General features: G+C 71.5%; 8 protein-coding genes. 5 read left to right on the top strand and 3 right to left on the bottom strand.

What is annotated here, in order from left to right; translation table 11 throughout:
- Positions 1 to 146: 146 nt before the first annotated feature.
- From BJ972_RS08965 to BJ972_RS08955, 3 genes are read right to left on the bottom strand one after another with little or no spacing between them, the layout of a single operon-like run.
- Positions 147 to 1,112 carry a hypothetical protein gene (locus tag BJ972_RS08965; RefSeq protein ID WP_129173709.1) on the bottom strand — a complete coding sequence of 322 codons (966 nt, stop codon included), beginning with the start codon at positions 1,110 to 1,112 and terminating at the stop codon, positions 147 to 149.
- A complete protein-coding gene (locus BJ972_RS08960; protein WP_129173711.1) occupies positions 1,112 to 2,851 on the bottom strand; it encodes a diflavin oxidoreductase in 1,740 nt (579 codons plus the stop codon). Before BJ972_RS08960 ends, BJ972_RS08965 begins: the two co-directional genes overlap by 1 nt.
- A complete protein-coding gene (locus tag BJ972_RS08955) occupies positions 2,848 to 8,331 on the bottom strand; it encodes a glutamate synthase-related protein (RefSeq protein WP_129173713.1) in 5,484 nt (1,827 codons plus the stop codon). Before BJ972_RS08955 ends, BJ972_RS08960 begins: the two co-directional genes overlap by 4 nt.
- Before the next feature lie 276 nt (positions 8,332 to 8,607).
- On the opposite strand from BJ972_RS08955, the gene mvk reads away from it, so the two are divergent.
- From mvk to BJ972_RS08930, 5 genes are read left to right on the top strand one after another with little or no spacing between them, the layout of a single operon-like run.
- Positions 8,608 to 9,612 carry a mevalonate kinase gene (mvk, locus tag BJ972_RS08950; RefSeq protein ID WP_164989894.1) on the top strand — a complete coding sequence of 335 codons (1,005 nt, stop codon included), beginning with the start codon at positions 8,608 to 8,610 and terminating at the stop codon, positions 9,610 to 9,612.
- Positions 9,609 to 10,586, top strand: a complete 978-nt coding sequence (gene mvaD, locus BJ972_RS08945) for a diphosphomevalonate decarboxylase (RefSeq protein ID WP_129173717.1) — start codon at positions 9,609 to 9,611, stop codon at positions 10,584 to 10,586. The genes mvk and mvaD overlap by 4 nt, the downstream gene beginning before the upstream one ends.
- On the top strand, positions 10,583 to 11,671 hold the full coding sequence (locus BJ972_RS08940; protein WP_129173719.1) for a phosphomevalonate kinase: 1,089 nt from the start codon (positions 10,583 to 10,585) through the stop codon (positions 11,669 to 11,671). The genes mvaD and BJ972_RS08940 overlap by 4 nt, the downstream gene beginning before the upstream one ends.
- On the top strand, positions 11,668 to 12,705 hold the full coding sequence (locus BJ972_RS08935) for a hydroxymethylglutaryl-coenzyme A reductase family protein (protein ID WP_129173721.1): 1,038 nt from the start codon (positions 11,668 to 11,670) through the stop codon (positions 12,703 to 12,705). The genes BJ972_RS08940 and BJ972_RS08935 overlap by 4 nt, the downstream gene beginning before the upstream one ends.
- Entirely contained in the window at positions 12,702 to 13,898 is a 1,197-nt protein-coding gene (locus BJ972_RS08930) for a hydroxymethylglutaryl-CoA synthase (protein ID WP_129173723.1), read from the top strand. The genes BJ972_RS08935 and BJ972_RS08930 overlap by 4 nt, the downstream gene beginning before the upstream one ends.
- The last annotated feature ends 1 nt before the right edge of the window (position 13,899 follow it).

Below are 13,899 nucleotides of genomic sequence, written 5' to 3'. Positions count from 1 at the left end.
AGCGACGTTGATCGCCTCGGCGACCGCGTTCGGCTCGACGTTCAACACGCGTTCCATCCCCCGTCTCGGCGTCACGAATGTGCTCTTCGCGCCCCGCGAACAGCACATTCGTGACGCCGAGACGGATCTGTAGCTGGGGGGAGGGGCTAGCCGTCGGGGAGGGAGTCGGTGAGGTGCTCCCAGGCCGAGTGCGCGGCCTCGCCGATGATGCCGAGCTGCGTCACGACGAGGATGCAGCGCCACGACGCGTCGTAGAGTTCGAGGCTCGTCGTCGGGCCGTGCACGCCGTGCGAGCGCACCGCCCAGCACTCGACGGCGCTCGCGCGGTCATACGTGACCGTGCACGATCCGGCCGACATCGAGACGGTTCCGGCGTGGTGCTCGACGGCGGTGAGCCGCGAGCGGTGCAGCTGCACGAGAGTGGTCGTCGGCACACCGAAAGTCACGACGAGGCCCACGGTGCAGAGGTGCGAGAGCACGAGAGGCACGACACCGGGATCGATGCGACGGGCGACCGACGGATCGACGAGCGCGAGTCGGCGCCGCCGGTCGACGCTGTCGACGACGATCGAGTCGAGGTGGGCGAGCTGATCGCCCGTCTCCCAGCGCGTCGCCGAGACGGGCTCGGCGTCGATGCGGGGGGATGACGGCAGCAGGCCTCCGTCGCGCGCGATGCCGTCGATCACGAGCGCGTCGCCCGTCGACGTCGCGTAGGCGCGGTGCGTGCTCGCGCCGGCGGCGTCGAAGAGGTGCAGTGCCGCCGGGCGGCCCGCATCGGGGTCGGCATCGGCCGCGATCGCGACGCTCAGGCCCGGCGCGTGCATGCGCACGTTGATGTGGCTCTCGCGGTAGGGGAGCGCGCCCCCCGTGAACGACGGGATGACGTAGGGGCCCGCTTCACTGATGATCGCGGCGCCGTTCGACGTGACGGCGACGGCGCACTCGAGGAGCGAGAGGCACGCGGCGACGTCATCCGCGCGTCCGGAGATGCGCCGGCCGGTGACGTCGCCGAGGAACGCCTCGAGGTCGCTCCGCCTGCCGGTGCCGGCCTGTGCGCGCCGACACGCCGAATGCCCGCAGCGGCACTCGCCGGGCTCGTCGCGATCGCTCATCAGTACACGTCCCTCACGTAGCGCTTCTCGCGTTTGAGTGTGTTGACGTACTCGGTCGCGCCATCGTGATCGAGCCCGCCGTGCACCTCGACGATCGCGTGCAGGGCGTCGTCGACGTCCTTCGCCATGCGCGACGCGTCGCCGCACACGTAGAAGTGCGCCCCGTCCTCGAGCCACGCGAAGAGGTCGGCGCCCGACTCGGCCATGCGCGACTGCACGTAGACCTTCTCGGCCTGGTCGCGCGAGAACGCGAGGTCGAGGCGGTCGAGCACGCCGTCCTGCCGGTACGTCTCGAGCTCCTCCTCGTAGATGTAGTCGCTCGAGCGGTGCTGGTCGCCGAAGAAGAGCCAGTTACGGCCCCGCGCCCCGCGCCCGGCGCGCTCCTGCAGGAAGGCGCGGAAGGGGGCGACGCCCGTTCCCGGCCCGACCATGATCATCGGAACCGCATCGTCGGCGGGCACGCGGAACGCCGTGTTGGGCGAGACGAACACGCCTGCCGTCTCGCCCGCGCCGACGCGATCGGCGAGGAACGTCGACGCGACACCGCCGTGGCGTCGGTGCGCGCCGTCGAAACGCACGCTCGCGACCGTGAGGTGGATGCGATCGGGGCTCGCGAGCGGGCTCGACGAGATCGAGTACGCGCGGTGCTGCAGGGGGCGGAGCAGCTCGACGAACTCTCCGATCGGCCAGCGCACGCGGGTGCCGAGCAGGAGATCGAGGATGTCGCGGCCCCAGAGCCACGCCTCGAGAGTCTCCTTCTGCCCAAGGGCGACGACCTGGCCGAGCTCCGACTCGGGGTCGTCGTCGGCGAGGCGGGCGATGAGCTCCTTCGACGGCGTGCGGATCTCATAGGCCTCGACGAGCGCGTCACGCAGCTCGCCGTGGGGCGTCGCCTCGCCCGCGTCGACGCCGAGCGCCTCGATGAGGGCGGCGACGAGTGCGGGATCGTTTCGCGGCACGACGCCGAGCGCATCGCCCGCGGCGTACTCGATGCCGCTCTCGGCGAGCGCGAACTCGAGGTGGCGGATCTCCTTCGCCGACGTCGGGCTCGACAGCAGTCGGTTGACGGCGAGCTCGGCCCCGAACGGCGTCTTCCGATTCCAGGGCGAGCGCGCGCGGCCGACGGGTGCGGCGACGGATGCCGGTGAGCCGGCCTGATCGGGAGCGAGGGCGACGAGACGCGCGATGACGTTCGCGGTCCACTCGGCGGCGGCATCCTCGTAGTCGACGTCGCAATCGACGCGCGCCTCGAAGCGTTCGGCGCCGAGCTGCTCGAGCCGGGTGTCGATGAGCTTGCCCGCCTGGCAGAACCCGTCGTAGCCGCTGTCGCCGAGGGCGAGCACCGCGAAGCGCGCACTCTCGAGGCGGGGCGCGGTCTCGGAGGCGAGCGCCTCCCAGAAGAGCTCGGCGTTGTCGGGCATCTCGCCCTCGCCGTACGTCGACGTGACGACGACGATCGTCGTCATCGCGGCGAGGCGCTCCATCGAGACGTCGTCGAGCGCGGTGAGGTTCGCGCCGAAGCCGGCCGCACGGGCGGCGGCGGCGACGTCTTCACCCGCGTACTCGGCGTTGCCGGTCTGGGTGCCGACGAGGACGTCGACGGTCAACCCGGACGACGTCTCCGCCGAGTCGGTCGCCGCGGCGTGGGCGCCGAGACCCGAGAGGAACCCCATGAGCCAGGCCCGCTGCTCGGGGCTGAACGGCGCATCGGCCGGGAGGAAGGGCGCGGTGAGAGTCATCCGCCCACCCCCTGCATCGCGGCCCGCGCGAGGTCGGGGATCGCCGCCGTCGCGAGCAGGTCGTCGAAGCGCACGTGGCCGAGGCGGGCGTCGTTCTTGGCGTTCTGGAACAGGATCCAGCCGTAGGTGCCCGGTGCGTCGATTCCGCGAACGTTCCTCTGACGGAGCGCGCTCTTGTAGTCGGCGAGACGCTTCTGCGCGATGAGGGCGGCGAGCTCGCCGTCGTCGAAGCGCTCGAGCACGCCCTGGGCGTACTTCTGCACGCGCTGGCGCACGAAGAAGTCTTCGGTGAGCACGAGGGTGCGCGCGACCTGCTGCGCACGCGGGTCGTCGGGGCCCGTCGCATCGGGAACGCGCGCGAGCGCGATCTCCTGCGCGAGGCTCAGCACCGTGTAGCTCGTCACGAGCGACGCGAGCAGTCCGCCGTCGTCGCCGAATCCGGGAGCACGGCCGCCCTGCACAGGGCGGCTCGCACGGTAGTCGGCCGTGAACGCGTGCAGCGTATCGGCCGCGACGGCGCCCGCGAGCTCCTCGAGGAGCTCCTTCCGGCTCTTCGCCGCGAGGATCTCGTCGCTGTCCTGGTAGAGCAAGAGCGCTCGCGGCATGCCGAAGAAGAAGTGCTCGCGCGCGGTCGCCCAGTCGGCGAGGAGCGCCGCCGCGCGCGGGGAGCCCGTCGCCTCGACGTGCCACTCGAGCAGGAGGCGGACGGCCGCCTCGTGGTAGGCGCCGTGGGTTTCGTCCGTCAACGCCGTGACGACGACCGAGTCGACGCTCACGTTCGTCGACCGCAGGCCCTCGGGGTCGTACTGGTAGAGGAAGCCGCCGCTCATGCCGTTGCCGAGGCCCGTGCCGAAGCCGCCGATGTTGAGCACCGCGCCGTTCGTCATGTACTCGGCACCGAACTCGCCGATGCCCTCGACGACGGCGCTCGCACCGGAGTTCCGCACCGCGAAGCGGTCGCCCGCCTGGCCCTGCACGAACGTGCGCCCGCCCGACGCCCCGAAGAGCGCGAAGTTGCCGATGAGCACGTTGCCGCCGGCATCCGTCGCCCCGCCGCCGGGCGAGACGATCGCGATCGTGCCGCCCGACTGGCCCTTGCCGACCCCGTCGTTGCACGTGCCGGAGTGCGTGAGCACGACGCCGTCGTTGGTGAATGCCCCGTACGACTGGCCCGCCGAGCCGTGCGTGCCGATGCGCACGCTCCCGGGGGCGAGGAAGCCGCGTCCGCGGTCGTCGACGCTCGCCGCCGGAAGGGCCGCGACGGCCTCGCGCGAGAGCTCGTGGTTGAGTAGTCGCTCGATGTCGATCGAGAGCTGCCCGCCGACCGACTTGTGCCGGTTGCCGAGGGCGACGCCGTCGATCGTGACCGTCGCGGCGCCGTCGTCGACGAGGGCCGCGCGTACACGCTCGATGAACGCGTCGTCGATCGAGAAGTCCTTCTCGAGGTAGATCGGGTCCTCGACGATCTTCTCGGGCACGTGCGTGAGCATCGCGCGCACGTCGAGCTCGCCGACGCTCGACGGGTGGTCGAGAAGCTGCAGCAGATCGGTGCGGCCGCGCGCCTCCCGCAGCGAGCGGAGGCCGAGCGTCGCGAGGATCTCGCGCGTCTCGTGCGCGATGTTGAGGAGGTACTGCGCGAGCGCGCGCGGGTCGCCGTCGAACGTCTCGGGGTTCGTCGTGAGGCCGGCGGGGCACTTGATGTTGCAGTTCTTCGCCATGACGCACTTGAGCATCATGAGAGCCGTCGTGCCGAACTCGAAGCTGTCGCCGCCGAGCAGGGCCGAGACGACGACGTCGCTCGCCGTCTGGTGGGCGCCCGAGCAGCGCAGCACGACCTTCTGGCGGAGGCCGTTCGCCGAGAGCGCCTGGTGCACCTCGGCGACGCCGATCTCGGCCGAGCGGCCCGCGTACTTGAGGCTCGTGACGGCCGCGGCACCGGTTCCGCCGGTGTTTCCGGCGACGTTGATGACGTCGGCTCCGGCCTTCGCGACGCCGACGGCGATCGTGCCGATGCCCTCCGACGAGACGAGCTTCACGACGACGCGCACGCGCGCGGCCTTGCAGTCGTGGATGAGCTGCGCGAGGTCTTCGATCGAGTAGGTGTCGTGGTGCGGCGGGGGCGAGACGAGCTCGACGCCGGGGGTGCCGCCGCGCGCCGCCGCGATGTCGACCGTGACCTTCGGTGCGGGCAGCTGGCCGCCCTCGCCGGGCTTCGCTCCCTGACCGATCTTGATCTCGATCTCTTCGAGCATCGGGTCGGCGAGGTAGCCCGCCCACACCCCGAAACGCCCCGAGGCGAACTGCTTGATGCGCGACCCGCGGATCGTGCCGTAGCGCGAGAGGTGCTCGCCGCCCTCGCCGCAGTTCGACATGCCGCCGACCATGTTCGTGCCGTGCGCGACGGCCTCGTGCGCCGTCGCGACGAGGGCGCCGTGACTCATGGCGCCCGACGCGAGCGTGCGCGTGATCTCGTGCGCCGGCTGCACCTCGTCGAGCCCGATCGTCTCGGGCGCGCTGTCGAGGAGGTCGAGGTAGAGGGCGGCGCGACCGGTGGCGACGACGACGAGTTCGTCGCCGTCGAGGTGACGAGAGCGGATGTCGGTGCCGAAGCCGAACTCGAGGAACTCGCCGAACGCGTCGAGGCGTGCGGCGTCGCTCGCGAGCGGCCCGGTGAGGCGGAGCCCCACGCCGTCGGGCCGGGTGCGGCGTTCGAGCCCGCGCACGAGGATCGAGTTGTTGCCCGTCGCATGGAACGGCCCGATCTCGCGGGCGAAGTCGGCGGATGTCGTCGCGAACGTCACATCGGCGGGCAGCGCGAGCACGTCGCGGAGTGCGGCGGGGCGCCGCGAGCGCTCCTCGGCCGTCGTCTGCACGAACGCGCGATAGCCCGGCGTGATGTGGAAGGCGTCGATCGTCTCGGGGCTCAGCACTCCGTAGCTCGTGTTCTGGTACGCGTCGTCGTCGATGCCGAACGCGTCCTCGAGGCGACCGAGCGTGAGGAGCCGCAGCGAGTCGTCGTCGGCCGCGCCGAACTGCAGCGGCTCCTCGGTCATGTCGACGAAGCCGCGCACGGCCGTCGTGCCGTACGAGTGGCCCGCGCCCTCCGCACGTTCCTTGAAGATGCCGAGCAGGGGGATCTCGGTCTCGCTCTCGACCTCGATCGCCCGTGCGTGCCAGTCGGCGACGGCCTGGGCGATCGGCGCGAAGCCGACGCCGCCCACGGGTGCGTCGAGGTGGGGGAAGTAGCGCGCGAGCACGGGGTCGCGCGTGTCGAGGTAGTTCGGCTCGAAGAACTCGCCGCCGATGTAGCTCTCGACGGTGCAGAGGCCGACTCGGCCCATCGTCTTCATGAGCGACTTCTCGGCGGCCTTGCGGAACCGGGCGAACGCCGCGTCGGCGGGGCTCATGCCGCTCGCGTCGACGCCGCCGGGGTACTTCTCCTCGGCGCGCACCTGCACACCGAGGGGGTACACCGCGGCCGCACCGAAGCCGAGGGCCGCGGCGATGTGGTGTGACGACGGCAGCTGGCCGCTCTCGGCGACGAGCGAGACGCGGAGGCGGAGCCCCGCCTCGATGAGACGCTGGTTGACGGCCGCGACGACGAGCACGAGGGGCAGCGCCGCGCGCTCGCGCGAGACCTGCCGGTCGCTCACGACGGCGATGCCGCCCTCGGTGCGCGCGAAGGCCTCGACGTCGTCGCACAAGCCCTCGATCGCCGCGAGCAGCGCGGCCTCGTTGGCCGCCGCGTCATGGACGACGGGGGAGTAGAGCGCCGCGAAGCGTCGGAACGGCGTGTGCGACTGTTCGGCGAGCTTCACCATGTCGACGTGCGACAGGATCGGCGAGGGAACGACGATCTGCGTCATCCGCTCACTGCCGCCGCGCGGCTTCGCGCCGAGCGCGACCCGCAGGCTCATGCCGTCCGCCTCGCGGATCGAGTCGAGCGGCGGGTTGGTCACCTGGGCGAAGCGCTGCGAGAAGTACTTCGCGATGCCGCCCTCCTGGTCGGTGAGCGCGTTGATCGCCGTGCCGTAGCCCATCGCCGAGATGCGCTCGGCTCCGGTCTGCAGCATCGGGTCGGTCATGAACCGGAAGCTCTCCTGGTTGAGTGAGTACGCGACGAAGCGGGCCGCCGTCGGCAGGTCGCCCGTGTAGGGCTCGGGCGAGTCGACGAGGTCGACGGATGACGCGGGAAGGGCGCCGATCTCGACCCGTGCCTCGCGCACGAGGCTCGCGTAGTCGCGACGCGCGGCGAGCTCGACGAGGGCCTCGCGCGTGCGGAGGACGCGACCCGATCGGTGGTCGACGTAGAGCATGCCGCCGGCCTCGATGCGGCCGCGCGACAGGATCGTCTCGGGCGGGAACGCGATCTGACCGGCCTCCGAGCTCACACACACGTACTCGGCCGTCTCGACGGTGCGCAGCGGCCGGAGGCCCAGTCGGTCGAGGCGTGCACCGACGATGTCGCCGTTCGAGAAGATGACGGCGGCGGGGCCGTCGTTCTTCTCCTCGTAGAGCGAGAAGTACTCGAGCATGTCGCGGACGGCGCCCGGCAGCGAGCGGTCGTTCTCCCACGCGGGCGGCATGAGCGAGACGACGGCCTCGACGAGGTCGAGCCCGTCGTCGAAGACGCGGCTCTGCAGGGTCTGGTCGAGGCGCGAGCTGTCGGACTGCCCGGGCGGGCGCACGATGCTGCGGCTCCGAGCCGTCGCGAGGGCGTTCTCGGAGAGGCGGTTCTTGCGGTCGGTGTTGAGCTCGCCGTTGTGCGCCATCATGCGGAACGGCTGCGCCATCGTCGGGTGCGGCTCGGTGTTCGTCGAGAATCGCGTGTGGAAGTAGAGGGTCGTGACTGAGTGCGTCGGGTCGACGAGGTCGGTGAAGAACGGGATGACCTCGTTCGAGTTCAACCGGCCCTTGAGCACCTGGGTGCGCGCGCTGAGCGAGAGCGGGTAGAGGCCGACGAGACCGGCGTCGGGGTAGGCGGCGGCCTCGATCGCGAGGAGCGCGCGGTTCGCGGCGTCGTCGAGATCGACGTCGGCGGCGGGCACGACGATCCACTGGTGGATGGCGAGCTGAAGCGCCCGGGCGGCGGGGCGCGCGACCGAGTGGTCGACGGGTACCTCGCGCTGCGCGACGACCTCGAGGCCGGACTGCTCGAGCACCGCGGCGATGAGCTGCCGTGCTCGCGCGTCGCCCGCGGCATCCGGGGGCAGGAAGAAGTTGCCGACGGCGAAGCCGCCGCGCGCGAGCGGGCGGCCGACGAGCCCGCTGAAGAACTCGGCCGAGAGGTCGACCGAGACGCCCGCGCCGTCGCCGACGCCCTCCGACGACATGCCGCCGCGGTGCGGGATGGCGCAGAGCGCCTCGTTGCCGAGGTCGATGACGGCGTGGCTCGGCACGCCGTCTCGCCGGGTGATGAAGCCGACGCCGCAATCGCTCGATTCGAGCGTGGGGTCGTAGAGGCCGGTGGGGCGGATCATGGCACTCCTCAGACAGAGCTCACGGCGCATGCTCGTGACGGTGATGAATAGCGGTGACTCTGCTGCGCTGGAGATCTCGCCGGGCTGCGGATGCGGGGTGCGGCATCCGGCGCCGAAGTGGAAGGGATGATTGATATTAGGTCAGGCTTACCTACATCACAAGCGCAGGGGCGTGAAGCGCACGCTCGGCGTGGTCGGCTTACGATTGCAGACGTGCGTATGCATCTCCGACGGATCGATCCCCGACCCGTCGTCCCCGCGAAACCGGAGCTGTCGATGACTCGTTCCCCGTCTGGAGACGGCCGCCGCGCAGTCGTCGCTACCGAGACCGGCGGCATCCGCACCATCGGATCGGGCTACGGGTCGGCGCACGCGAAGTTCATCCTGCTCGGCGAGCACGCGGTCGTGCACGCGCGCCCCGCGATCGGCATGCCCCTCCCGCACCTGCGCGTGCGCGCGGAGGCACGCATCGCCCCCGGCCCCCTGCGCCTCGAGACCGAGATCCACTCGGGGCCGCTGTCGGCCGCGCCGCCCCGGCTCGATGCCCTGGGCACCGCGATCCGCACGGCGCTCGCGCACTTCGGCCACCCCGAGGACGACATCACCGTCGGCGTCCGCAGCGGCATCCCCATCGGTCGCGGCCTCGGTTCGAGCGCCGCCGCCGCGCACGCGATCATCGAGGCGATCCGCTCCCTCCTCGAGGTCGAGCTCGACGACGACGAGCGCTTCGAGATCGTGCAGGCCGCCGAGCGCATCGCCCACGGCAACCCCTCGGGCCTCGACGCGCGCGCGACGCGCGAACCCGGCCCTATCCTCTTCGAGAGCGGAGCGGTCACGCGCCTCGACGTCCGGTTCGGCGGTGCCTTCGTGATCGCCGACACCGGCATCCGCGGCTCGACGAAGGACGCGGTCGACGACGTCGGCGCCTTCGTGCGCGTCGAACCGGTGCGCTCCGCCGTGCTTCTCGACCGGCTCGAGGCGCTCACGCGCGACGCCGCCGTCGACCTCGCGAGCGACCGACGCGGCGAACTCGGCGAGCGGATGACGGAGGCTCAGCGCATCCTCACGGAGCTCGGCGCCGGCCACGAGGCCATCGACCGCCTCGTCGACGCCGCTCGCCGCGGAGGGGCCCTCGGCGCGAAGCTCACGGGCGGCGGACAGGGCGGCTGCATCGTCGCCCTCGTGCGTTCCGCCGACGACGCGCAGCCCGTCGTCCGCGCCCTCGAAGAGGCCGGAGCCGTCGGCTCGTGGGTCGTCACGCACGGCGGGCAGACCGCGTGAGGGCGACGGCGGAGGCCAACCCGAACATCGCCCTCATCAAGTACTGGGGCAAGGCGGATGTCGAGCTCAACCTCCCCGTGACGGGAAGCCTCTCGCTCACCCTCGATGCGGCTCCGACGCGCACGACCGTCGCGCTCGATGCGGGTCTCGACGCCGACGAGGTCGTGCTCGGCGGGGCCGTGCTCTCGGGTCGGCCCGCCCAGCGCGTCGAACGGTTCCTCGACCTCGTGCGCGCCGCGAGCGGTCGCACCGAGCACGCGCGCGTCGACTCGGTCAACCTCATTCCGACGGGTGCCGGTCTCGCGTCATCCGCCTCGGGCTTCGCCGCGCTCGCCGCCGCCGCAGCGGCCGCCTACGGACTCGACCTCGACGGCCGCGCCCTCTCGCGCCTCGCCCGCCGCGGCTCGGGCTCGGCCTCGCGCTCGATCTTCGGCGGGATCGTGCGCTGGCACCCCGGTGACGACGCCGCGTCGTTCGCCGAGCCCGTCGACGCACCGGGGCTCGACCTCGCCATGGTCGTCGCGATCATCGCCGCAGGCCCCAAGTCGATCTCGAGCACCGAGGCCATGAACCGCACGACCGCGACTTCGCCGTTCTACGCGGGCTGGGCCGAGTCGACGCCGCGCCAGCTCGACGAGATGCTCGAGGCGATCGCGCACGCCGACTTCACGGCGGTCGGCGAACTGACCGAGTCGAACAGCCTCCGCATGCACGCGACGATGGCCGCCGCGTGGCCGCCCGTGCGTTACCCGACGGCCGCGAGCGTCGCGCTCCTCGACGCCACCCGCGACCTGCGCGCCGACGGCATCGAGGCCTACGCGACGATGGATGCCGGCCCGAACGTCAAGGTGCTGTGTCGCCCCGCCGACGCCGCCCGCGTCGAAGCCCGCCTGGCCGAGGTCGACCCCACGGCCGACTTCCTCTCGGCCCGCGCCGGCGAGGGCGTGCGCCTCATCGACGAGCCGGCGGCATGATCGAGGCGAGTGCACCGGGCAAGCTCTTCGTCGCCGGAGAGTACGCCGTCGTCGAGCCCGGCGGGTCGGCGATCCTCGTCGCCGTCGACCGGTTCGTGAGCGTCTCGGGCGTCGACGCCGAGGTCGGCTCGGTGCAGAGCTCCCACTACGGCGCCGAGCCGCGGCCCTGGGGAGTCGAGGCGCACGACGTCGTCTCGGCCGCCATCGAGGTCGTCGGTTCCCTCGCCCGTGACCACGGGCGGACGGCCCGCCCGCTCGCGCTCACGATCGACAGCGGGCTCGACGACTCCGACGGCTCGAAGTACGGACTCGGCTCGAGCGCCGCCGTCGTCGTCGCGATCGTGCGCGTGCTCGCCGAGGCGAACGACGTGCCGCTCGACGCGCAGACGACGCTGCGCCTCGCACTCCTCGCGACGTGGGCGGTGAACCCCGCAGCCTCGGGCGGAGACGTCGCCGCGAGCTCCCTCGGCGGGTGGATCCGCTACCGGTCGGCCGACGCCGCCGAACTCCTCGACCGCCGCGAGCGCTTCGGCGTCGCCGAGGCCCTCACGGGCGAGTGGGGCTCGCTCGCCGCGACGCCGCTTCCCGCACCCGAGGGCGAGCCGCTCCTCGTCGGCTGGACGGGTTCGCCCGCGTCGACCGCCGCGCTCGTCGGGCGTTCGCGTCAGGGCCGCGCCGTGCGCGACGCCGACTACCGTGCCTTCTTCGCCGAGAGCGATGCCGCCGTCTCCGAGCTCGGCGCGGCGATCGCGAGAGGCGACGACGACGCTCGCGCCTCCGGCATCCGCCATGCCCGCGCGGCGCTCGCGCACTACGCGACGCTCACGGGCATCGAGATCGAGACGCCCGCGCTCACCGAGCTGTGCGCGATCGCCGAACGCCACGGCGCTCCCGCCAAGAGCTCCGGCGCCGGCGGCGGCGATTGCGGGATCGCTCTCGCGGGCCGGGCCGTCGACCGTGAACGCCTGCGCGCCGAGTGGCTCGCCGCCGACATCCGCCCGCTCGATCTGCGCGCCTGGCCGCACGCGACGACCACGACGGAGGCGCCGGCCGGCGTCGCCGCGACACCGAGGAGAACACCATGACCGACTCCTTCGCCGCCGTACCCCTGCGCTGGGTGGGCCCGATCCGGCTGAGCGGCAACGTCGTCACCGGCGAGCAGGAAGTGCCTCTCGCGACGTACGAAACGCCGCTCTGGCCGTCGGTGCGTCGTGGCGCGCGCATCTCGACGCTCATCGAGGGCGGCATCCGTTCGACCCTCGTCGACGAGCGCATGAGCCGCTCGGTGTACTTCGAGCTCGACAACGCGGGCGTCTCGCTCCGCATCCTCCGAGAGATCCAGGCCCGCATCGACGAGCTGCGCGCCGTCGTCGGCGAGTCGAGCCGCTTCGCCGAGCTGCTCGAGATCAACAGTCAGATCGCCGGTCGCCTGCTGTTCCTCCGCTTCGAGTTCCGCACGGGCGACGCGTCGGGCCACAACATGGTGACCCTCGCCTCCGACCGGCTCATGGCGCACCTGCTGCACGTGTGGCCGGAGCTGCGCTACGGATCGATCTCGGGCAACTTCTGCTCCGACAAGAAGGCGACCGCAGTCAACGGCATCCTCGGCCGCGGCAAGAACGTCATCACCGAGGCGATCATCCCGCGCGAGGTCGTCGAACGGCGCCTGCACACGACGCCCGAGAAGATCGCCGAACTCAACACGCGGAAGAACCTCGTCGGATCGATCCTCGCCGGAGGCCTGCGCACCGCGAACGCGCACTACGCCAACATGCTGCTCGCCTTCTACCTCGCGACCGGCCAGGACGCCGCGAACATCGTCGAGGGCTCACAGGGCATCACGCAGGCCGAACTCATCGACGGCGACCTCTACTTCTCGTGCACCCTGCCGAACCTCATCGTCGGAACCGTCGGCAACGGCAAGGGACTCGACTTCGTGGAGGAGAATCTTCAGAGGCTCGGATGCCGAGAGGAACGTGAGGTGGGTGAGAACGCCCGCCGTCTCGCCGTGCTCTGCGCCGCAGCGGTGTGGTGCGGCGAACTGTCGCTCCTCGGTGCACAGACCAACCCGGGCGAGCTCATGGCCGCCCACTTGAACTTCGAACGCAACAGCGCATGAGCGCGACCACAACGGCAGGAGCAGCAGCCATCACTACGTCAATCGGCATCCACGACATCGCCTTCGCGACGGGCTCGTACCGCATCGACCTCGCCGAGCTGGCCGCACGGCACGGCGTCGAGGCGAACAAGTACTACATCGGACTCGGGCAGAGCGAGATGAGCGTGCTCGCGAACGACGAGGACGTCGTGACGATGGCCGCGACGGCTGCGCAGCGCATCCTCGACCGCGGCGACTCGCGCCCGATCCGCACGCTCATCTTCGCGACCGAGACGGGCATCGACCAGTCGAAGGCCGCGGGCGTCTACGTGCACCGACTGCTCGGCCTCGGCTCGGACGTCCGCGTCGTCGAGGTCAAGCAGGCGTGCTACTCGGCGACGGCCGCGCTGCAGTTCGCGACCGCCCTCGTCGCGCGCTCGCCCGAAGAGGCCGTGCTCGTCGTCGCGAGCGACGTCGCCCGCTACGAGATCGACTCGAACGCCGAAGCGACCCAGGGCGCCGGCGCCGTCGCGATGCTCGTGACCGCCGACCCCGCGATCCTCGAGATCGAACCCGTGAGCGGCCTCTTCACCGAGGACGTCATGGACTTCTGGCGCCCGAACCACCGCTCGACGGCCGTCGTCGACGGCAAGCTCTCGATCGACGCGTACATCAACGCGACGACCGGTGCATGGGCCGACCTCGCCTCGCGCGGCGGACCCGCGTTCGAGTCGATCGAGCGCTTCTGCTACCACCAGCCGTTCACGCGTATGGCCGTCAAGGCGCACCGCAAGCTCGCGGCATCCGTCGCCGAGCTCGGCAACGACGAGGCCGACGTGCAGCTCGACGGCACGTTCGACTACAACCGGCGCATCGGCAACAGCTACACGGCGTCGATCTACCTCGCCCTCGCGGCGCTCCTCGACACCGACGACGACCTCGCGGGCAAGCGCCTCGGGTTCCTGAGCTACGGCTCGGGCGCCGTCTCGGAGTTCTTCACGGGAATCGTGAGCGCGGGCTACCGCGAGCACGTGCGCGCCGACGAGAACCGTGCGCTCCTCGACGGACGCACGCCCATCGGCGACGAGCAGTACCTCGCGCTGCAGCGCTTCACGCCCGCGGACGTCTCGAACTACGAGACCACCCGCGAGACGCCCGGGCGCTTCCGTTTCGGCGGCGTCGACGGCGACAAGCGCGTCTACGAGGTCGTCTAGC

This window comes from Agromyces atrinae, assembly GCF_013407835.1.
Taxonomy (GTDB): Bacteria; Actinomycetota; Actinomycetes; order Actinomycetales; family Microbacteriaceae; genus Agromyces; species Agromyces atrinae.
This window is presented reverse-complemented; position numbering and strand designations above follow the sequence as displayed.

Excerpts from the sequence above, each read along its gene's own strand:
- BJ972_RS08965 (WP_129173709.1), bottom strand. The coding sequence starts at position 1,112 with ATGAGCGATCGCGACGAGCCCGGCGAGTGCCGCTGCGGGCATTCGGCG.
- BJ972_RS08960 (WP_129173711.1), bottom strand. The coding sequence starts at position 2,851 with ATGACTCTCACCGCGCCCTTCCTCCCGGCCGATGCGCCGTTCAGCCCC.
- BJ972_RS08955 (WP_129173713.1), bottom strand. The coding sequence starts at position 8,331 with ATGATCCGCCCCACCGGCCTCTACGACCCCACGCTCGAATCGAGCGAT.
- mvk (WP_164989894.1), top strand. The coding sequence starts at position 8,608 with ATGACTCGTTCCCCGTCTGGAGACGGCCGCCGCGCAGTCGTCGCTACC.
- BJ972_RS08940 (WP_129173719.1), top strand. The coding sequence starts at position 10,583 with ATGATCGAGGCGAGTGCACCGGGCAAGCTCTTCGTCGCCGGAGAGTAC.
- BJ972_RS08935 (WP_129173721.1), top strand. The coding sequence starts at position 11,668 with ATGACCGACTCCTTCGCCGCCGTACCCCTGCGCTGGGTGGGCCCGATC.
- BJ972_RS08930 (WP_129173723.1), top strand. The coding sequence starts at position 12,702 with ATGAGCGCGACCACAACGGCAGGAGCAGCAGCCATCACTACGTCAATC.